Source organism: Peribacillus sp. NPDC056705 (assembly GCF_043656335.1).
In genome coordinates, this window is record NZ_JBHTYI010000007.1 from 91,991 (window position 1) to 112,953 (window position 20,963).

At 40.7% G+C, this 20,963-nt stretch carries 22 protein-coding genes; 15 read left to right on the forward strand and 7 right to left on the reverse strand.

Annotated elements, in window-relative coordinates; genetic code table 11:
• Positions 1-121: 121 nt before the first annotated feature.
• On the reverse strand, positions 122-814 hold the full coding sequence (vrrA, locus tag ACFRAK_RS11645; protein ID WP_387598011.1) for a VrrA/YqfQ family protein: 693 nt from the start codon (positions 812-814) through the stop codon (positions 122-124).
• Between the two features lie 401 nt (positions 815-1,215).
• Between vrrA and ACFRAK_RS11650 the strand changes: the two genes are divergently transcribed.
• Together ACFRAK_RS11650 and ACFRAK_RS11655 are read left to right on the forward strand one after the other, a co-directional pair.
• Positions 1,216-2,529: a DEAD/DEAH box helicase gene (locus ACFRAK_RS11650; protein WP_098369785.1), complete on the forward strand. Its 1,314-nt coding sequence runs from the start codon at positions 1,216-1,218 to the stop codon at positions 2,527-2,529.
• A gap of 12 nt (positions 2,530-2,541) precedes the next feature.
• Positions 2,542-3,438 carry a deoxyribonuclease IV gene (locus ACFRAK_RS11655; RefSeq protein WP_387598007.1) on the forward strand — a complete coding sequence of 299 codons (897 nt, stop codon included), beginning with the start codon at positions 2,542-2,544 and terminating at the stop codon, positions 3,436-3,438.
• A 98-nt stretch (positions 3,439-3,536) separates the two neighbouring features.
• Here ACFRAK_RS11655 and ACFRAK_RS11660 read toward each other — a convergent pair whose 3' ends face one another.
• Entirely contained in the window at positions 3,537-3,797 is a 261-nt protein-coding gene (locus tag ACFRAK_RS11660) for a DUF2624 domain-containing protein (RefSeq protein ID WP_260284714.1), read from the reverse strand.
• 213 nt (positions 3,798-4,010) lie between these two features.
• Between ACFRAK_RS11660 and ACFRAK_RS11665 the strand changes: the two genes are divergently transcribed.
• Genes ACFRAK_RS11665 through ACFRAK_RS11675 form a run of 3 tightly spaced genes read left to right on the forward strand, consistent with a single transcriptional unit; the run spans position 4,011 to position 6,071 of the window.
• Positions 4,011-4,775: a metal ABC transporter ATP-binding protein gene (locus tag ACFRAK_RS11665; RefSeq protein ID WP_387598003.1), complete on the forward strand. Its 765-nt coding sequence runs from the start codon at positions 4,011-4,013 to the stop codon at positions 4,773-4,775.
• A gap of 21 nt (positions 4,776-4,796) precedes the next feature.
• A complete protein-coding gene (locus ACFRAK_RS11670) occupies positions 4,797-5,630 on the forward strand; it encodes a metal ABC transporter permease (protein WP_137019139.1) in 834 nt (277 codons plus the stop codon).
• A gap of 15 nt (positions 5,631-5,645) precedes the next feature.
• Positions 5,646-6,071, forward strand: a complete 426-nt coding sequence (locus ACFRAK_RS11675; RefSeq protein ID WP_214806778.1) for a Fur family transcriptional regulator — start codon at positions 5,646-5,648, stop codon at positions 6,069-6,071.
• A 36-nt stretch (positions 6,072-6,107) separates the two neighbouring features.
• Here the strand turns inward: ACFRAK_RS11675 and ACFRAK_RS11680 are convergent, their stop codons facing one another.
• Complete coding sequence (locus ACFRAK_RS11680; protein WP_394571766.1) at positions 6,108-6,692, reverse strand: 5' nucleotidase, NT5C type; 585 nt, start codon at positions 6,690-6,692, stop codon at positions 6,108-6,110.
• 166 nt (positions 6,693-6,858) lie between these two features.
• On the opposite strand from ACFRAK_RS11680, the gene ACFRAK_RS11685 reads away from it, so the two are divergent.
• Entirely contained in the window at positions 6,859-7,329 is a 471-nt protein-coding gene (locus ACFRAK_RS11685; RefSeq protein WP_387597996.1) for a DUF4190 domain-containing protein, read from the forward strand.
• A gap of 90 nt (positions 7,330-7,419) precedes the next feature.
• Here ACFRAK_RS11685 and ispG read toward each other — a convergent pair whose 3' ends face one another.
• The 4 genes from ispG to ACFRAK_RS11705 all read right to left on the reverse strand — a co-directional run bounded on the left by ispG (position 7,420) and on the right by ACFRAK_RS11705 (position 10,443).
• Positions 7,420-8,520 carry a flavodoxin-dependent (E)-4-hydroxy-3-methylbut-2-enyl-diphosphate synthase gene (gene ispG / locus ACFRAK_RS11690; RefSeq protein WP_387598220.1) on the reverse strand — a complete coding sequence of 367 codons (1,101 nt, stop codon included), beginning with the start codon at positions 8,518-8,520 and terminating at the stop codon, positions 7,420-7,422.
• 212 nt (positions 8,521-8,732) lie between these two features.
• Complete coding sequence (locus tag ACFRAK_RS11695) at positions 8,733-9,065, reverse strand: LysM peptidoglycan-binding domain-containing protein (RefSeq protein ID WP_260284709.1); 333 nt, start codon at positions 9,063-9,065, stop codon at positions 8,733-8,735.
• Positions 9,066-9,184: 119 nt separating this feature from the next.
• Positions 9,185-9,322 (reverse strand): anti-repressor SinI family protein, encoded by a 138-nt coding sequence (locus tag ACFRAK_RS11700; protein ID WP_387708231.1) that lies wholly within the window; start codon positions 9,320-9,322, stop codon positions 9,185-9,187.
• 353 nt (positions 9,323-9,675) lie between these two features.
• A complete protein-coding gene (locus tag ACFRAK_RS11705; protein WP_387597993.1) occupies positions 9,676-10,443 on the reverse strand; it encodes a DUF1189 domain-containing protein in 768 nt (255 codons plus the stop codon).
• A 162-nt stretch (positions 10,444-10,605) separates the two neighbouring features.
• On the opposite strand from ACFRAK_RS11705, the gene ACFRAK_RS11710 reads away from it, so the two are divergent.
• The 9 genes from ACFRAK_RS11710 (at position 10,606) to phoU (ending at position 20,902) form a co-directional block, all read left to right on the forward strand.
• Positions 10,606-11,091, forward strand: a complete 486-nt coding sequence (locus ACFRAK_RS11710; RefSeq protein WP_394571768.1) for a DUF456 domain-containing protein — start codon at positions 10,606-10,608, stop codon at positions 11,089-11,091.
• A 143-nt stretch (positions 11,092-11,234) separates the two neighbouring features.
• The gene (gene sodA, locus ACFRAK_RS11715) at positions 11,235-11,843 is read left to right on the forward strand and encodes a superoxide dismutase SodA (RefSeq protein ID WP_053346971.1); all 609 of its coding nucleotides are present in this window, start codon (positions 11,235-11,237) and stop codon (positions 11,841-11,843) included.
• 708 nt (positions 11,844-12,551) lie between these two features.
• Positions 12,552-13,772: an MFS transporter gene (locus ACFRAK_RS11720; RefSeq protein WP_387597987.1), complete on the forward strand. Its 1,221-nt coding sequence runs from the start codon at positions 12,552-12,554 to the stop codon at positions 13,770-13,772.
• Positions 13,773-13,965: 193 nt separating this feature from the next.
• On the forward strand, positions 13,966-16,140 hold the full coding sequence (locus tag ACFRAK_RS11725; RefSeq protein ID WP_387705475.1) for a peptidoglycan D,D-transpeptidase FtsI family protein: 2,175 nt from the start codon (positions 13,966-13,968) through the stop codon (positions 16,138-16,140).
• 366 nt (positions 16,141-16,506) lie between these two features.
• The gene (locus ACFRAK_RS11730) at positions 16,507-17,472 is read left to right on the forward strand and encodes a PstS family phosphate ABC transporter substrate-binding protein (RefSeq protein ID WP_098369797.1); all 966 of its coding nucleotides are present in this window, start codon (positions 16,507-16,509) and stop codon (positions 17,470-17,472) included.
• An 87-nt stretch (positions 17,473-17,559) separates the two neighbouring features.
• Positions 17,560-18,498 (forward strand): phosphate ABC transporter permease subunit PstC, encoded by a 939-nt coding sequence (pstC, locus tag ACFRAK_RS11735; protein ID WP_377332255.1) that lies wholly within the window; start codon positions 17,560-17,562, stop codon positions 18,496-18,498.
• A gap of 3 nt (positions 18,499-18,501) precedes the next feature.
• Positions 18,502-19,380 carry a phosphate ABC transporter permease PstA gene (pstA, locus tag ACFRAK_RS11740; protein WP_387597978.1) on the forward strand — a complete coding sequence of 293 codons (879 nt, stop codon included), beginning with the start codon at positions 18,502-18,504 and terminating at the stop codon, positions 19,378-19,380.
• Positions 19,381-19,396: 16 nt separating this feature from the next.
• On the forward strand, positions 19,397-20,230 hold the full coding sequence (pstB, locus tag ACFRAK_RS11745; protein WP_387597975.1) for a phosphate ABC transporter ATP-binding protein PstB: 834 nt from the start codon (positions 19,397-19,399) through the stop codon (positions 20,228-20,230).
• An 18-nt stretch (positions 20,231-20,248) separates the two neighbouring features.
• Positions 20,249-20,902 carry a phosphate signaling complex protein PhoU gene (phoU, locus tag ACFRAK_RS11750; protein ID WP_098187187.1) on the forward strand — a complete coding sequence of 218 codons (654 nt, stop codon included), beginning with the start codon at positions 20,249-20,251 and terminating at the stop codon, positions 20,900-20,902.
• The last annotated feature ends 61 nt before the right edge of the window (positions 20,903-20,963 follow it).

Consider the following 20,963-nt stretch of genomic DNA (forward strand, 5'->3'; position numbering starts at 1 on the left):
TGTCCTCCTTCAAGGCAAGAAACTCCCACTTTTTATACCTTTCTATTATATAAGACCATAGATGATATTACAAAACATCATATTTACATAAAATCAGTTATTGGAAAAATTTTTGCAGACATTATATATAAAGCTTGGGTCCGGATGATCTTTCCCTTTTCGTTTCGGTACGAACTTGGGCGATGGGGCTAGCTTCTTTAGCTTTATCTTTTTTCTTCGAATCTGTTTTTACTTCACTGCTTTTTTGTTCCTCAACCTTTGGCCCGCTTTCAACGGTAGCTCCCGCATCCTTGGTCTCATCGGCTGATGATATGCTCCTGAAAACTTTCCACATGGAAGGCAGATTTTTAATCACTGGCCCGTATTGTTCCACCATAGGCGTGAATTGTTCCGCGGCCTGCAACACTTTTTGCGTGTTGGAAAGCATATTATTAAGCGAATCGGGGTTTTTTAATGTTTCTAAAATACCGCCTCCGCTGCTTCTTGAAGAACTTTTGTTAGTGGAAGCGGCTGGCGCAAACAAATTGGGTGAAGCTCCTTTTTGTTTCGACTTACCGAGTATTTTTGACAATAGCCCCTCTTTCTTTGCTGGCGGCATTTCCTGCCGCTGCGGTTGGGAGAAAGGGCCTCGGAAACCTTGAGGTCCCTGTGGCTGTGGCCTCTGCGGTCTGTTTTGGACCATCGGCCTCTGCATCTGCTGATAAGGATGGGGAATTTGCCGCGGCTGTCTGAAAGGAGCAGGCTGCTGCTGCATCCCTCGGCCATTGGGTGGCTGAAAACCGGGTCCGGGTTGACGATTTCTATTTGGGAACATAGGTTTCACCTCCTCAGTTTTTATATGCGATGTACTCTTCTATATAAATTATGCAACTCGGCAGAAAAGGTTTGAGGAAAGAGTGACTGGGCAGTTGTGAAGTAACCGGAAAGAAGGTAAGATGGTAACGGTAGTCTTTTTAGCTCCATGTCTGCGGGGGATACGCTATGACCAGGACAGGGGCTTTTCGTTTGCAAGAGTCCATTTTAAGAGAACTAACCTCAGCGCATGCGCTTTTGTGATTTAAGTAAATGGGTCACAGGGAAAAAAGTAGATGGCCTGACCATTATGGGGCAATCCCTATTTTCTTCACGAGCAACCCAGGCGCTTGCGCTTTTTGTGTAAAATTTATTATAATAACAGGACATGTCTAATGACTGACAGGATAAAGGAGTTTTTTGATGAAACAAAATCAATTTGAACGATTTAATTTGAAAAGCTACATTCTAGATGCGGTTCGTACTTTAGGGTTCGATAAGCCGACGGAAATTCAAGAGCGCGTGCTTCCGTCGCTTTTAAAGGGAAGTAGCTTAATTGGCCAGTCGCAAACAGGTACAGGCAAGACACATTCCTATTTGCTGCCGATCATGAACAGGCTTGATGCTGGTAAAAATGAGGTTCAAGCGATTATTTCCGCACCAACCCGTGAGTTAGCGAACCAAATCTACAAAGAAGCTTTGAAAATTGCTGACCATTTCCCTGAGGATGAGCAGATTCAAGTCCGTTGTTTCATCGGTGGCACTGATAAACAGCGAATGATAGATAAATTGAAGACACAGCCACAATTGGTAATTGGTACCCCGGGCCGGATCAAGGACTTGGTTGAAGCTCAGGCATTACAGGTGTATACAGCTAAAATGCTTGTAGTCGATGAAGCGGACCTTATGCTAGACATGGGATTCATTGAAGATGTCGATTTATTTGCATCACGTATGGCTGAAAAAATTCAAATGCTTGTCTTTTCGGCAACCATTCCAGAAAAATTGAAGCCGTTTTTGAATAAATATATGGAGAATCCAAAGTATGTTCAAGTAAATCCCAAGCAAGCGACAGCTTCGAAAATTGAACATGTTCTTATACCGCTTCGCCACCGTAACAAAGAGCAGTTACTTCATGATATCATCGTTCGTTATAATCCATATTTGGCGATTGTTTTCACGAACACAAAGAAAATGGCGGATCATGTGGCTAATTCCTTGAGCGAAAAAGGATTGAATGTCGGCCGAATTCATGGGGATTTAACGCCTCGTGAGCGTAAAAAAATGATGAAGCAAATCAATGATTTGGAGTATCAATTCATCGTTGCGACAGATCTGGCTTCCCGTGGAATCGATATTGAAGGTGTAAGTCATATCATTAACTATGAATTGCCTTCAGACTTGGACTTTTATATCCATAGGACGGGTAGGACCGCTCGTGCAGGATATTCAGGCATTGCCACTACCATATACGATACTTCCGATGAAGATTCATTGAACCGCCTTGAAAAAATGGGCATTCAGTTCCGTGATGCCGATATCCAAAATGGTGATTGGGTTGATATCGACGAACGTAATAAACGAAAAAACCGTAAAAAACAAAAATCTGATATTGATGTTAAAGCGAGCAGGCACGTCAAGAAGCCAACTAAAGTTAAGCCAGGATACAAGAAGAAAATTCAACGAGATGTGGAAAACTTTAAAAAACGCGAACGTCGTATACAGAGAAAGAAATAGGGGAGAAATCAGATGCTGAAGATTGGATCGCATGTTTCAATGAGCGGGAAAGGTATGCTTCTTGCTGCGAGTCAAGAAGCGGCTTCGTATGGCTCCAACACATTCATGATCTATACAGGGGCCCCTCAAAACACAAGACGTAAAAAAATCGAGGATTTAAATATCGAAGCCGGAAGACTGCATATGGAGGAGAATGGAATCAGCGATATCGTAGTCCATGCTCCATATATCATTAACATAGGAAATACCACGAATCCAGCCACATATGAGCTTGGAGTCAACTTTTTACGCAGCGAAATCGACCGGACTGAAGCGATTGGTGCAAGGCAAATCGTACTTCATCCAGGTGCTCATGTTGGTGCAGGCAGTGAACTGGGGATCAAGAGAATCATTGAGGGTTTGAATGAAGTGCTGACTGCCGACGATAAAGTTCAGATTGCCCTTGAAACGATGGCGGGTAAAGGTTCTGAATGTGGCAGGTCTTTCGAGGAGCTGGCGATGATCATTGATGGTGTAACCCATAATGAAAAATTATCGGTATGCTTCGATACTTGCCATACTCATGATGCCGGATATAACATCATCGAGGATTTTGATGGCGTACTGAATGAATTCGATAAATTGGTCGGTGTTGATCGTATCAAGGTCCTTCATATAAACGATAGCAAAAACGAACGCGGCGCCCGTAAGGACCGCCATGAAAACATTGGATTTGGTCATATTGGCTTTAAGGCGCTGAATGATATTGTGCACCATCCTCAATTAAGCACTGTTCCGAAAATCCTGGAAACACCTTATGTAGGGGAAGACAAAAAAGACAAAAGGGCACCTTATAAATTCGAAATTGATATGTTCAAGAATAATCAATTTGAAGAAGATTTATTGGAAAAGATCAGGTTCCAACAATAATCATTATAGAAAAGGACGATTCATTGAAATGAAGATGAATCGTCCTTTCATTTTGTATTTGGATTAAGTATGCTCAAATAGCAACAGGCATAAGATCTTTAAAAAGTGGAAGTAAGGTTGTTGAAGAGGGATTCTATCTCCCTGGCTGTGCTTGCACCGGCAACTTTTGTAATTTGACCAAGTACGTTCTGTCTTTGACGTATATCAAAAATGTTAATATTTTTACCGGCTAGAAGTACAGTGATATCCTGTGCCTGTTTTTGAGTGAGTGCAACCTTATGCTGTTTAGCAAGGGAAAGCAGTTCACCGGGGCGTATATTGTTGATTTTATGATTGACCATCATTTCAAATAATTTCAAACGATCTCCTCCTTTGTTAAAACATATGAAGGAGGCCGGCGGATGTGAACATGAAACTTCGTTTTGGTTACGGTAAATTGGTTCAGATGACATTTTTTGTGTTTCGGGGTGTATCGGCACATGTTAAGAAGACCGGATTCTTTACAACTGGACTTCTTTGATTTATACTAACGATTGTTAATCGTAATGATTCTTAAAAAATAGGTGATCTCTTTGGACAATGTAGTAAACCCCATAGTTAAATTTGAAGATATATCTTACAAATATACAAAAGATCTAGTGCTGGAACATGTTTCACTTGAAATTCCCAAAGGGGCCTTCTTAGCTATCGTCGGGCCGAATGGATCCGGTAAGTCAACGCTTTTGAAGTTGTTGCTTGGTCTGTTTAAGCTCCAAAAGGGTAAAATTCAAATATTCGGGGAAGACATACGACGCTTTAAAGATTGGCAAAAGGTCGGGTTCGTTTCCCAAAAGGCGAATTCCTTCAACTCAGGATTCCCTGCCACTGTTTTTGAAGTGGTTCAGAGCGGTTTGACCAAAAAAATTGGCTTGTTTAAGTTTGCAGGCAAAGAAGATAAGCAAAAGGTGAAGAAGGCTCTGGAATCCGTGGATATGCTTGAATATCAGAACCGTAATATCGGGGAATTGTCCGGAGGCCAACAGCAAAGGGTATTCATTGCCCGTTCACTGGTCAGCGAACCGGAATTGATGATATTGGATGAACCTACGGTTGGCGTTGATTCAAAAAACGTCCATCAATTTTATGAAATGCTTGAGATGTTGAATAAAAAATTAGGAATAACCCTGATTTTAGTAACACATGATGTTGGTACTGTGACCGATAAAGTCACGCATGTCGCCTGCTTGAATAAAAAGCTTCATTTTCATGGGGATGCCCGTGAATATAATGAATTGGATGAAGGTGAGCTCTCGTCCATCTATGGACATGGGGTCCAATTTTTAAATCATGATCATTAATATGTTTTGGAGGATAGCCCAATGATATCGGGGATATTGCAATTTGAATTTTTGCAGAACGCATTCTTGACCGGAATCATCATCGGAGCGATTGCGCCATTAGTGGGCGTTTTTGTCGTGGTAAGGCGGATGTCGATGATTTCCGATGCGCTCAGTCATGTAGCGCTTGCTGGTATAGCGTTTAGTTTATTGCTGCAGAAGAGCTTTCTATCTTTAGCAGGATTGAATCCACTTTATATTGGAATGGCGTTTTCTGTAGGTGGTTCATTATTCATTGAAAAATTAAGAGGGGTGTACAAGCATTACCAAGAGCTTGCAATCCCGATCATAATGTCCGGAGGCATGGGTCTTAGTGTCATTTTCATATCCATTGCAGATGGTTTCAATACCGATTTATATGGTTATTTATTCGGCAGTGTCAGTGCCGTCAGCCGGGCGGACCTGTATGTCATTTTGGCAGTGGGGTTAGTCGTAGCCTTGATGCTTACCTTATTATATAAAGAATTATTTCTGTTATCTTTTGATGAAGAGCATGCCAAAGCGTCTGGAATACCGTATAAAGCGATACATTTTATTTTTATTGTCATGGTCGCACTGGTCATTGCGGCTTCCATGAAAATCATTGGCATATTACTTGTTTCTTCGCTCATGACGCTCCCGGTAGCAGCTAGTCTTCGCTTTGCGAAGGGCTTTAAGCAAATGATCGGTTATTCGGTATTATTCGGTGAAGTTTCTGTCATTGGCGGATTATTCATATCATACAACCTTGACCTCGCTCCTGGTGGGACCATTGTAATAATAGCTGTACTAATTCTCATCTTGTCAATTTTGTTTGATAAGTGGAAAAATCGATAGATGGGGTGATGTATTTTGAACGTAACTACTGCGATGCAACTTTTAAAAGATAAAGGTTTTAAGCATACAGGAAAGAGGGAAGAAATGCTTCAGCTTTTCTCTTCCAGTGATAAATATTTAACGGCCAAAGATGTATTGGAGAATATGAAGCAGGATTATCCAGGATTAAGCTTCGATACGATTTACAGGAACCTTTCCTTATTTGTCGAACTTGGCATCTTTGAAGCGACCGAGTTGGAAGGGGAAAAGCGTTTTCGTTTTACATGCGGTCATTCTTCCCACCATCACCATTTCATCTGTTTGAATTGTGGAAAAACGAAAGAAATCGAACTGTGCCCGATGCAGGAACTTCAGGAAAGCTTGAAGGAATACGATGTTTCGGGGCATAAATTTGAAATTTACGGACGCTGTCCCGCATGTAGCGTATCTTTGGAAGCATAAAAACCATTGACCTCCAGTCAATGGTTTTTTCTTGTCTCATTTTATACTCGCCACTTTCCCTGACATCCAATTATTCACCCAGGCTGAGGCTTCTTGCCAATTGTTGACCCGTATCACCCTTTCAGGCACAGGATCTTGGTTGTAGGGGGTATTAAATAAAATCACGGGTATTTTACACTCTTCCGAAATCGCCACTGCGTTATCGTGCTTGTCCTCTAAAAAGAGATCGACTTCGAATTTTTTGGCTGCAGCAATCTTATCATGTGAACCTACAAGTTCTATATGATCATATAGGACTTGATTAGTCGTGAACCAATCCTTCGTTACATCCAATAGACGGGTGCTCCTGGCACTGATGAAATAAAGGTTGGCTTGTTCTGTCCATTTTTCCAATACATCTTTCGCACCCTCAGCCAATAATGATTCGGAATAGATGAGTGGTTCGGTCTCAATGAACCATTTAGTGAAATCCTCTTTTGGAACATTCACGAAAGGGAATAAGTCATATTCGGTAATGTCTTCATAAGCTAAATTCAGCTGAAAAGCTTTATTTAAAAAGGGGACCATGGAATCAGGTCTTGTGACAGTCCCGTCTATATCGATGCCAAAACGTTTTTTCATGATGAATCTCTCCTCATTTTCAATACTTGTAATAGTGTAACATATCCCCTCAGAGCTTTGGTAAAAACCCGTATTTATTTCCAAGACATGAAACCATTTTCACGATGGTTTCTGCAATTTTTACATACACTATAAATGCTTCACAAACGAAAGTGAGGGATGCGCGATGGAAAAAGATCAATACTCCAGTATCGACGATGAAATGCAATTGGCGAAAGAGGGCAGTGAACCAACCGTTGTGGATGATCAGCATCATGAACGGTATTATAATGAAGATACTCCTGAAGATGACAGACGATATGAGAGTCGTGGGTCCATAACCAATATGGATAACCGGTATCAGGAAGAAACGTCTGCCGAGATTTCAACACCACCTCAGCGAATCGGGTCATATAGAAATGATGAACCTGCAGAGGATAATGGTTCGGGGGATGTGGCATCAAGAGGAAAAGCGATTGGTGTCATATCATTGATCATCTCCATTTTATCGTTATTCATGATGCCTTTCATTTTAGGGATTGTAGGTATCATTGTAGGAATAGTGGCCAGAAGCCGAGGGTCGAACCTGGGTACCTGGGCCATTGGCATAGGTGCAGTCTCCATCATCGTTGCCATATTCATCCTGCCGTTCTTTTAGCTTCATTAAACCCTTTGATGTCATTATGCATCAAAGGGTTTTTCAAATAAAACAAAAAAATCCCGAATGAAAATTCGGGATTTTTTTGTTTTATTTATTTACAGCAGCTTCGGCTCTTTGTTTTTCATAGTACTCTTCAGCGATTTTGTCAATTTCCTTTTTCAGTTCTTCGACCATCGTCTCTTCAGGCACTTTACGTACGATTTGACCTTTTCTAAACAGTAAACCTTCACCTCGGGCCCCGGCAATGCCGATATCAGCCTCACGGGCTTCTCCAGGGCCGTTTACCGCACAACCAAGCACTGATACCTTGATTGGTGCTTTAATCGTCTGGATGTACTCTTCAACTTCATTGGCGATGGAAATCAAATCAATCTCGATTCGGCCGCAAGTAGGGCAGGAAATTAAAGTGGCCATGTTAGACGCAAGGCCAAATACTTTTAGAAGCTCCCTTGCCACCTTCACCTCTTCGACAGGATCGGCACTTAAGGAAACACGCATCGTGCTCCCGATACCTTGACTTAGGATGGCACCTAGTCCGGCAGCGCTTTTTACGGTCCCGGAGAACAGTGTTCCTGATTCCGTAATTCCAAGATGTAAAGGATAATCGAATGCTTTTGAAGCTTTTTCATATGCTTCGATGGCTAAATTGACATCGGAAGCTTTCATGGAAACGATAATGTCATGAAAATCGAGGTCTTCCAGGATCTTGATATGGTGTAAAGCACTTTCCACCATTCCATCAGCAGTCGGGAAGCCATATTTCTCGATGATTTTCTTCTCGAGAGAACCAGCATTTACCCCGATTCGGATTGGGATTCCTTTAGCCTTTGCAGCTTTTACGACTGCTTCAACCTTTTCACGGCGTCCGATGTTACCAGGATTTATCCTGATTTTATCCGCTCCGCCTTCAATGGCCTTCAGAGCAAGTTTGTAATCGAAATGAATATCGACTACTAGAGGGATGTTTATCCGTTTTTTTATCTCAGAAATTGCATCAGCTGCCCTTTCATCCGGACAGGCGACACGTACGATTTGACATCCCGCTTCTTCAAGACGAAGGATTTCTGCAACCGTTGCTTCAACATCATGTGTTTTTGTCGTTGTCATGCTTTGTACGATAACTTCATTATTGCCGCCAATCGTTAAGTTTCCGACTTTAATTGGCCGCGTCTTGGTGCGATGTATGATTTCACTCAAGTGGAATTCTCTCCTTTAGGAAAAAATCAGTTTTGATTTTTAATTTGCTTCTCTGAAATATTGTATCAATGTACATACCGCTTGACAAGGAAATAGGTCGCATAATCTTTTTTCAATATGAGATATTTCCTATTTCAGGATATACCTGATGCTTGGAAAACCACTTTAATGGTTCTTGTGAAGGCGCAGATCCCTTTTGACAGTTATTTATAAACGGGTATCTTATATGTTTTGCCAATCTGCATATTTTCGGGTTTCAATCCTTCATTCAAACTTTGAAAGTCAGCGATGATCGTTTCGATTGGCTGATTGGATCCGTCTTTTTCCGTTTCAACAATGGAGAGTAAGGTATCCCCGGGTTTCATGGTGATTTCTTTATAAGCGGCAGATGGTGCGGATGCTGTCTGGCTGGCCGGCACGGCCGGTTCGCCTGTAGAGGCCGGTGGATGGGAAGCCGGCAGGGTACCAGTAGTCAAATCAAAATAAATAATGAATAAAGTGAAACAGAATGAGATAAAAAGCAGTAGCCGTTTCAATTTTCCATCCTCCCAAGCTTGTCTTTAATTCATCATACTTGGAGGGAACAAAAAATATGCCTAAAAATGGGCGGTTTTTTAAAATGGAATGTGAGATTGACCATTCATATCTATTTTGGTTATTGAGGAACATCCTTAATATTTGAATGTGTGCTAAGAAAGGAGCGAATTTCCTTTGGGGTCAGGCCGATCTTTTTTGCCTCCATTATGAGTAACAACCACTGTACATCAATATGACTCTCCTTCACGTCTATCACCTCTTAAATACTATTTCAAACATAAGTATAGGAATAACTTGGTGAGTATTTTGTCGAATTAAGTAGATATAAAAAAATGATTACTGTAGTCATATGCGGAAAGGCACGGATTAATCGATTTTATACAAAAGCAAAAAGATCCGGAACAGGTGCGTCGGATCTTGGTTTGGAGGCTAATGAGTTCTATCTAAATTTAACATGTTGATAGAACCCGCGGGAGCAAAGAGGACCGCCAGCGGAAAGTCAGTGTCCTACGTTCCAATCAACGTTCGAATTTTACAAACCCATAAATACTGTAGGCAAACCCGATGAGAATCAAGTTTGCCTATAGTATGAGTTCGAATCTTTTTAATTCAATTTCCGATCTTATTGGCTGATGTTTCTTTAATGGATAAATATAACATCATCAATGTCACAAACCAACTAATGATGGAAGCGAATGGTACAATTGCTTGAAAAGCATCCATGATGGTGAAAAATATGGTGGCAAGCGTTATGCTGTATGCACTGATTCTCCAAAGATGCCTATAGGAAAGAGGACGGCCAAGAGCATTTTTGAAAAAAAGACCGAAAGCGGCAAGGATTGTCACTTTAATGAAGATTCCGCTAGCAGTAAACAGGTATAATATAAGTAGAAGCAATGGAAGGATGATTGGCAGCACAGATTCCACTGAATCAAGCCAAGTGGATATTTCCTGATTATTTCCCTCCAGAACTGAATATGGAGAGGATTGCACGTTGCCTCCGGATACGAAAACCAGATCAGACTTTAAAAGCGCGACAGCCTCATCAGCTTTTGCAGCTACTTCTTCCGGGGCCAAGGTTCCCGTGCCATCTACAAAAATTTGATAGCCGTTTTTATTCAGGCTAAATGGCTCATCTTTTTCAGTCGTCAACGTGCCATTTTTGATTTCAAATGGCGGTAAGTCTTCGGATACTGTTTCGTGCATGGCATCTATCCCGTCAGCTACCATTGTACCGAAATAAAAAGCTGAAGGGAGAAAGGCGATGAGACTTATAAAGAAAACGAATAAAATCGTTTTCCCGATACCTTGGTTTTGAAAGGAAGCGATATCTTTAGGAGAATATAAGCTTACCCAAAGTTGTTTGAATATGTTCAATGTTTTCAGCACCTAACTATATAAGATTCCTAACCAATTTTAACTATATGGGAAAAATAAAACAACCTGTATTCCACTTCATTGGTTTCAATCATCAGTAATGAGGCAATTATGGAGAGATAAAGTCAAATCATAAATGATTTGAGAAAGGGGCGTTTAGTTATGGATACACTATTTTGGATAATAATTACCCTCATGTTCATAATGGGATTTGTCGGTCTGATTTTTCCAATCATCCCAAGTGTTTTGTTCATTTTCGGCGGAATATTGTTATATGGACTATTTTATTCTTTTGAACCATTTGGCTGGTTTTTCTGGACGGTCCAAATTTTATTCGTCATCCTTTTATTTGCAGCTGATTATATAGCGAATATGGTCGGGGTCAAAAAGTATGGCGGCACGAAAGCGGGGATTTGGGGCAGTACGATCGGGCTTCTGGTCGGGCCATTCGTGATTCCGTTCGTCGGAATACTAATAGGTCCTTTCATCGGGGCATTCCTGGCTGAGATAATTGTACATAAAAAAGACCTGGTCACTGCTTCAAAAATCGGCCTTGGTTCCGTTATAGGCTTTATAAGCAGCGTAATCACAAAAGGCATCATTCAACTTCTGATGATTGGATATTTTATATTCGTGGTATTCTCATAGGAAATATAATCGAAAAATGAAAATTTGAGGCATAAGGTTTGAAACGGTTACAAAAATTTGATACTCTATTTCTAGCGAGCTTTAGGTATCTTTCGAGAACTGAAGCCCTCAAAAAAACAGCTTACATAGGGAGGAATTTTATTATGGCTTTTGAACTTCCGCAATTACCGTATGCATATGATGCATTAGAACCGCACATCGACAAAGAAACAATGAACATTCATCACACTAAACATCACAACACATATGTGACAAACCTGAACAATGCGCTAGAAGGCAACCAAGAACTTCTAAGCAAAAGCGTTGAAGAAATCGTCGCTAACCTTGATGCAGTACCTGAAGCTGTTCGTACAGCTGTACGCAACAATGGTGGCGGACATGCTAACCACTCTTTATTCTGGGAAATCCTTTCACCTAACGGCGGCGGACAACCAACTGGTGAATTAGCGGATGCTATCACTTCAAAATTCGGAAGCTTTGACAGCTTTAAAGAAGAGTTTGCTAAAGCGGCTACTACTCGTTTTGGATCTGGCTGGGCTTGGCTTGCAGTCAACAATGGCGAGTTAGAAGTAACTAGTACACCGAACCAAGACAATCCATTATCAGAAGGTAAAACACCGCTTCTTGGATTGGACGTTTGGGAACATGCTTACTACTTAAACTACCAAAACCGCCGTCCTGAATACATCAATTCTTTCTGGAATGTTGTAAACTGGGATGAAGTTGCAAAACGTTACAGTGCTGCAAAATAATTTGTAATTAAAAAAGACAGGATTCCTTATGTGAAAAGGAATCCTGTCTTTTTTTTTCGTTTCTTTTATCCGAAAGGGAAAATTAATGAAAAACAATATAAAGGCAACTCGTATTGCTGTTCGCCAAAAGAAGTGCAAGAAATTCAGCAGTAAAAGCTGCAAATATAAGAGAAACGCACAAATTCACGAGTAAACACTCAAAACTCACGAGTAAACGCCCCGAATTCACGAGTAAACACTCAAAACTCACGAGTAAACGCCCCGAATTCACGAGTAAACGCCCCGAATTCACGAGTAAACACACAAAATCACGAGTAAACGCTCAAATTCCTGAGTGAAATCTCGAAACTCACGAATAAAATCTTCAAAATCACGAGTAAACACTCAAAACTCACGAGTAAACGCCCGAATTCACGAGTAACACACAAACTCACGAGTAAAAGCCCGAATTCACGAGTAACACACAAAATCACGAGTAAAAGCCCGAAATTCACGAGTAAACACTCCAAATTCATGAACATCCCCTTCGTCTTCGCCAATCGAAGAGTTTTCTTTACACTGTTTATTTTTTTCAAGTTCAAAAGGAAAACAGTGTAAGTGCAACTACTTCTCTGTCTTCGCCAATCGAAGAGTTTTCTTTACCTTTTTTCACATAAATTCTTTTGTTTTTTCAAACACTAGAGTGGAATTTAAAGGAGAGTTAAAACAATGGGTATTTTAGAGAGATGGTTGGGTGAAGCGGGAGGGAAGAAGGATCTGCACCTCCTTTTGTTTATTGGCGGGCTGTACAGCCTAAGTATTGCTTTATCCAATACATTCGTTAATGTGTACTTGTGGAAACAATCCGGTCAAATTGTTGATATTGCCGTGTATAATCTAACCGTGGTGCTATTTCAACCGCTGACTTTTGTCTTTGCTGGCAGGCTGGCGAAAAAGGTTGATCGAATCATTGTTTTGCGTCTGGGTGTTATCTTTTTGGCCCTATTTTATTTATCAGTCCTATTGGTCGGCACACGGGCTACAGAATTCCTTTGGTTGCTTGGAGGACTGTTAGGAATCGGTTATGGGTTTTATTGGCTTGCCTATAATGTATTGACTTTTGAAATAACTGAACCGGAAACAAGAGATTTCTTCAATGGTTTTTTAGGGATTCTATCATCATTTGGGGGAATGGTCGGTCCGATTCTTTCAGGGTTCATCATTTCGAGGCTAGAAAAATTCACGGGTTATTCCATTGTATTCGGATTGTCTTTGCTTTTGTTTTCCGTTGCGGTGTTTCTTAGCTTTTCGTTAAAAAGACGTCCAGCGCATGGCAGATACTGTTTCCTTCGGATATTGCAGGAACGGAAAAATAATCGGAATTGGCTCTTGATTACTCGTGCTCACTTTTTTCAAGGGATACGAGAGGGCACATTCATGTTCATCATTTCGATTATCGTTTTCATTCAGACGGAAAGTGAACTTGCATTAGGGAGCTATGGACTGTTAAATTCGGCCATATCATTCGTTGCGTATTTTTTAGCTTCACGGTATATAAAACAGCCGATGCGAAAAAAAGCAATTCTTATTGGAGGAATCCTGTTGTATGCAGGGGTCTTATTGATTGCATTTGATATCACATTCGGGAAGCTTCTCATTTATGGGGCAATTGTCGCTACCGCTTATCCAATTCTTTTGGTACCTTATATATCATTGACTTATGACATTATAGGCCGCGCTTGGAAAGCAGCGGAAATGAGGATTGAATATATCGTTGTCAGGGAACTGTTCGTTCATATTGGAAGGATTGTATCCATTTCAGGATTCATAATTTCCGTCATGTTATTCGACCTAGAGCAATTACTGCCGATTTATCTGTTAATCGTCGGTGCAGGGCATACCGTGATATATTGGTTTGTACGGAAAATCGATATCATTGACCAAGATTGAAAAGAGGCCTTAGCGGCCTCTTTTCAATGTACATGACTTACGGTTTTAGGATTTATGAGCCGTAAGTCACTTTTTATGTAAAGTTCGTTAGTTGTTTAATATTTCTAGAACACTAAGGTAGAAAAAAATATAAATGTTCTATAGAATAGTATAGGACCTATTATGACTATGTAAAAAGGATGTGTGGCTTAGTGTGAATAAAAAGAAAAAGAAAAAGACGCATGTGCCTTTCAGATTGAATATTCTTTTCTTTTTAGTGTTTGTTTTGTTTTCCGCTTTAATTTTACGCTTGGGTGTTGTACAGATTGTTTATGGTGATGATTACCGGCGTGAGATTGAAAGAACAGAGGAAGTGACCGTGAATAATTCGGTGCCCCGTGGGAAAATGTATGACCGGAATTTAAAAATGATGGTCGATAACCAACCACTGGATGCAATTACATATACACGAAAGCAAGGTACGAAACAAACGGAAATGGTGGAAACGGCCGAGAAACTCGCGAAGTTGATCGAAAAGGAAACAGACAAAGTGACTGAGCGCGATAAAAAGGATTTTTGGATTTTGAAAAATCCAAAGCTGGCCGAGAAAAAGATTACGGATAAAGAACGGAAAAAAGTGGAAGAGGGCGAGATGGAAGAAAGTGATTTGTATAAGCTTCAGCTTGATCGGATTACTGAAGAAGAAACAAAGCTTTCGGAAAAAGATCTGGAAGTCCTTGCCATCTACAGGGAATTTGCAAGCGGATATGCCCTTACCCCGCAAATTGTGAAAAACAAGAAAGTAACAAAAGAAGAATTCGCCAAGGTGAGTGAAAACCTTGATTCTCTCCCAGGGGTCGATGTATCTACAGATTGGGATCGTTTTTATACATATAATAAAACACTTAAATCTGTATTGGGTAAAGTTTCCTCATCTGAAGAAGGGTTGCCCAGTGAAAGCCTGAACTACTACCTTGCACGTGATTACAGCCGGAATGACCGTGTAGGTAAGAGTTATATTGAGGCGCAATATGAAGATATCCTCCAAGGGCAGAAAGCGAAAGTAAGGAATGTGACCGATAAATCAGGAAATGTCGTCGATTCCGAAGTGGTTACCGAAGGTTCGCGAGGAAAAGATCTTATATTGACAATAGATATGGATTTACAGCTTGCAACAGAGGAAATCATTGAAAAGCAATTGATCGCCAAGAAAAAAATGGGTAACACCAAATTCTTGGACAGGGCCTTTGTCGTTATGATGGATCCTTATACAGGGGAAGTTTTAACGATGGCCGGCAAGAAATATGAGAAGGATCCGAAAACAGGGAAATCTTCCATAGAGGACTTTGCATTAGGGAATATCACGACTTCCTATACGATGGGCTCCTCTGTAAAAGGCGCTACCGTTTTAACCGGTTATCAGCAAGGTGCGATCCAGCCGGGTACGTACTTTTATGATACGAAGTTGAAAATCAAAGGTACAAAGCCCAAAGGTTCATATAGTAACTTCGGGAACATAAATGATTTGACAGCATTGAAGGTTTCTTCGAACGTTTATATGTTCAGAACGGCAATTAATATTGCAGGTGCGCATTATGTGCCGAATGAGCCATTGAATGTTAGTTCCAGTGCCTTTTCGACCATGCGGAATTCATTTGCCCAGTTTGGCTTGGGTGTCCGCACGGGGATTGATCTCCCGAATGAAATGAGCGGGTTCAAAGGTTCCGAAACATCTCCAGGTAAGCTGCTTGACCTGGCTATCGGACAGTATGATACGTACACACCCATGCAGCTCGTGCAATATGTTTCAGCCATTGCGAATGGCGGTAACCGCATGAAGCCGCATATGGTCAAGGAAATCCGCGATCCAGTTGATAATAACGAGGAATTGGGACCTGTTGCAGAAGATGTTTCACCGACTGTCCTTAATCGTCTTGATATGAAGGAAGAGTGGATTGAACGTGTTCAGAGCGGTTTCGATAAAGTGGCGATGGAACAAGGCGGAACGGCTTATAAGTATTTTGGGAATAAATCGTATACAGTGGCAGCTAAAACCGGGACGGCGCAAGCATTCTATGACGGCCCGAACCGGTTGGATTATAGCGAGCCCCAAGATACGATGAACATCACGCTTGTTGGCTATGCCCCAGCCAAAAATCCGGAGGTAGCTTTTGCGGTCGTTGTACCGTGGGCATACCAAGGACATACAGGCCACAGCATGAGTAAAGAGATAGGTGAAGAGATTATGGATACTTATTTCGAACTGAAAAAAGAACGGGCTAAAAAGGATAAGGAAAATACCGAACCCTCGACTGATTTGAAAGTGGAGAATGGTAAAGACGTTCAAAAGGATCAGGCTGAAGTTAGGAAAAGCCAGGAAAATGAATAAAAGGTTAAAACACGTTTTTGGGTAAAACCGAAAACGTGTTTTTTTGTCATAAAGTAAAATTGCTCAGTGGTGTCATGCTATCAGTATGCCTCGACGACCTTTGCACTTTCCCCTTATGAAAAAGACTTATAATCACTTCAGTAGGAGTTGGAGTAATTTTCCGCTCATGTAAACAGCCACTGGGCACAAAATAAGAGAGTGATTAAAGTGGAAAAACTGTTGTTAATTACTTTCTGACTACCTTTACAATATATAAACAATTATTTACTGAACATTTACAATTGCTTTAAACGGAATTTACAGTCTGAAAGTATGATGTGATAGTAGGACAAAATATTCATACAAAATTCTTAGGGGGATATACAAATGAGACGTTTCAAATTTATGGCAATGACTGCAGTAATGGGTGGAGTAATCGCAGTGGCAGCTGGATGTGGATCTAATGATACTACAAACAGCGGTAAAGGAAATGAAACGGCTTCAGATCAACTCAAGGGCGAAGTGATTATGGATGGTTCATCGACTGTGTTTCCAATCATGGAGGCAGTTGCTGAAGAATATATGGCGGAACAACCTGATGTTAAAGTATCTGTAGGATCATCGGGAACAGGTGGCGGATTTAAAAAATTCATCGCTGGTGAAACGGATCTAAGTAATGCGTCCCGACCAGTCAAAGACGAAGAAAGTGCGTTACTTGATGAAAAGGGAGTTAAGTATACAGAAATGAAACTTGCGTTTGATGGTATTTCTATCGTTGTCAATAAAGATAATGAGTTCATCGATAAAATGACAGTTGACGAACTAAAAAAGCTTTGGGTTGACAATGGCTCAGTGAAGAAATGGTCTGATATACGTCCGGAATGGCCGAAGGAAGAAATTAAATTTTACTCTCCGGGAACTGATTCTGGCACATACGATTATTTCAACGAAGTTATTTTAGAGGAAAAACCAATGGTCGAAAATGCGACTCTTTCTGAAGATGATAACGTTCTTGTACAAGGGGTCGAAGGTGACAAAAATGCGATTGGTTTCTTCGGATTTGCTTACTATGCAGAAAATAAGGATAAATTAAAAGTTGTATCAATTGATAATGGTAAGGGTGCTGTTGAGCCTACCCATGAAACGATTAAAAGCGGAGAGTATGCACCACTGTCTCGTCCTCTGTACACATATGTATCCAATAAAAGTGTAGCTGAAAAGGAACAAGTGGCTGATTATACTCAATTCGTCATTGAAAATGCTGGAGAGCTTTCTGAAGAAGTAGGCTACGTCAGCTTACCTGAAGAAGAGTACAAGAAGGATCTTGAAAAATTGAATGAACTAAAAAAATAATCTATTTAACAGGCTGCCCAATCTCTTCTTATAAATAGAGGGATTGGGTAGCCCCTTAATATTGCGTGTCTGAATGGAGGATACATGTTGGAACCGAAACAAACAGATACCTATTCTGTACAGCGATTGATTCTAGAAAAAAAAAGCAAAAAAAGATGGAATATAGAGAAAATCATTCCTAAGCTGTTGTTCCTTACAGCAGTGATTTCTGTATTTATAACCATTGGGATAGTCCTTACGTTGATTTTTGAAACTTTTATATTTTTTGAGAAAGTGTCCATCGTGGAGTTTTTAACAGGACATAAATGGTTACCCTTTGCATCCACGCCTTCCTTTGGGGTTATGCCACTTGTTGTTGGAACATTAAAGGTAACGGTAATAGCGGCGATAGTTGCAGTTCCGATAGGTCTTGCAACCGCCATTTTCTTGAGTGAATATGCATCTGAGAAAACACGGAGAATCATTAAGCCGATTTTAGAAGTTTTAGCTGGAATCCCTACTATCGTTTACGGCTTCTTTGCCTTAACCTTTGTAACGCCAGTATTGCGGGATATATTCCCTTCCCTTGACATGTTCAATGCTTTAAGTCCTGGGATTGTGGTAGGAATCATGATCATGCCGATGATTGCCTCTTTATCGGAAGATGCACTTGTCTCAGTACCGAAATCGATTCGTGAAGGTGCGTATGCTCTTGGTGCTACGAAACTGGAAACGACGATTAAAGTGGTATTACCAGCGGCTATGTCCGGTATCGTTGCTTCAATTGTCCTGGCTTTATCCAGAGCTATTGGAGAGACCATGATAGTAAGTGTCGCAGGTGGATCGACTCCAAGTATGAGTATGGACGTCACAAATTCTATTCAAACGATGACTGCCTATATCGTACAGGTGAGTACTGGAGACGCAGGGTATGGGACAACGATTTACTACAGCATATATGCGGTTGGAATGACACTGTTCGTCTTTACGCTTATTATGAATTTATTGGCGCAGTTCATCTCCCGCAAGTTCAGGGAGGAATATTAAAACATGAAACTGATAAACAAAAATCATGTTGTAAAAAAAATGCCCACTCGGCTGGCGGTTAACACGATATGTAAAGGCTTATTCTTCTTAGCAACTTTATTTGGCCTTCTGGTATTGGCCATCTTATTTTATCGGATATTGACTCAAGGAATTGGTCATTTAAATTTTGATTTCTTCCAGAATTTCGCTTCTAGGAGACCGGAAGAGGCTGGTGTAAAGGCAGCTCTTATCGGTTCGATATGGTTAATGGCCGTCGTTACCCCAGTTTCCCTTCTTCTCGGTGTGGGAACGGCGATTTATTTAGAGGAATATGCACGAAAGAATTGGATCACATCTTTTATAAAGTTGAATATATCAAACCTGGCAGGTGTTCCGTCAATTGTATTTGGATTGCTCGGTTTGACGGTTTTTGTTAGGGCTCTAGCCTTGGATCGCTCAGTGTTGGCAGCAGGTTTGACGATGAGTCTACTCGTCTTGCCCGTCATCATTGTTGCAGCTCAGGAAGCCATACGTTCTGTACCGCGTGATTTAAGGGAAGCTTCTTATGGAATGGGTGCAACAAAATGGCAGACGATTTTGAAAGTGGTTCTTCCAGCTGCGATACCTGGTATTTTGACAGGTGGAATACTCGCTTTATCCCGGGCGATTGGGGAAACGGCACCATTAGTGGTGGTTGGTATCCCGTTGTTCATCGCCTTTTTACCGCAATCGGTCATGGATACATTTACGGTGCTACCGATGCAAATCTATAACTGGACATCCCGGCCACAGGAAGAATTCCAGCAGGTTGCGGCTGCAGGTATCATCGTTTTACTTGCTCTGTTAATTTTAATGAATTCGATAGCTGTCATAATCCGTAACAAATTCCAGAAAAGATACTGATTGGAGGAAGGAAAGAATGAATATGACATTAACGGGACCCAAAAAGGCTCCAACAGTTGGAATAGAAAATGCAAATGCAGATTCCGTTTTCTTAAAAGAAACGGTGTATGAAACGTCAGATCTCAATTTATGGTACGGTGAAAACCATGCTTTAAAAAATATTAACCTGGATATGTATCAAAATGAAGTGACCGCCATTATCGGGCCTTCAGGATGTGGGAAATCTACCTACATCAAAACATTGAACCGAATGATTGAGCTAGTTCCGGATGTGAAAACGACAGGCCAGATTAAATATAGGAACAGAAATATCCTCGATCAGTCCTATAAGGTGGAAGATTTAAGGACACAGGTGGGGATGGTCTTCCAAAAGCCTAATCCCTTTCCTAAATCAATTTATGAAAATGTTGTATACGGACCAAAGATCCATGGAATTAAAAATAAAAAAATTCTTGATGAGATCGTTGAAAAGAGTTTAAAAGGAGCAGCCATTTGGGATGAAGTGAAAGACCGTCTGCATGAAAATGCATATGGACTTTCAGGTGGACAGCAACAGCGCCTTTGTATTGCCAGATGTTTGGCAATCGAACCAGATGTCATTTTAATGGATGAACCGACTTCTGCCCTTGATCCGATATCCACCTTGAAAATAGAAGAACTGGTTCAAGAACTGAAAAAGGATTTCAGCATCATCATCGTTACCCATAACATGCAGCAGGCTGCGCGTATTTCTGATAGAACGGCCTTCTTCTTAAATGGGGAAGTCATCGAATATACTGATACAAACACCATCTTCTCTAATCCGAATGATAAAAGAACAGAAGATTATATTACCGGACGTTTTGGTTAATGAAAAGGAGATGCGACAATGGTTGTTCGTGAAAATTTTGAGCTTCAATTAAAAGAATTGCAAGAGAAAATAGTGAAGTTGGCTAATTTAGCTTCAGGTGCGATATCAAAATCATTTACCGCACTGGAAAACAAGAATGTTGAAGAGGCTCTTGAAGTTATTGATGATGATACAATAGCTGATTTACTAGAAGAGGAAATTAATGACTTTGCAATTTTGCTGATTGCTAAGCAGCAGCCGGTTGCGATTGATTTAAGGCGTATCATTGCTGCCATAAAAATAGCTTCAGATATTGAAAGGATGGCGGACTTTGGCGTGAATATCGCTAAATCAGCCATCCGAATCGGTGACCAGCCATTTATTCTGCCATTAACACCATTAAAGCAGATGCATGATATTACATTAAAGATGATTGAACTTTCGATAGATGCATTCGAGAAGGAAGATGTTGTTCTTTCAAGAGAAATCATTGAAATGGACGATGAGGTCGATCGCTTTTATGGAGAGATGATTCGAAGTCTCCTTCGACTTTCAGATGAAAAAAACCTTCAGCAGATCACACAACTGTCTTTAATTGCCCGTTATTTAGAAAGAACGGCTGACCATACAACGAATATAGCTGAAAACATTTATTTTCTGGTAAGAGGGAGATATATTGGCAGGAATGAATGAACCCTTCCTAATTTAAAAAAGAGAGGCTTTTTCTCGGACATCGTCCATTTAAAAGTCTCTC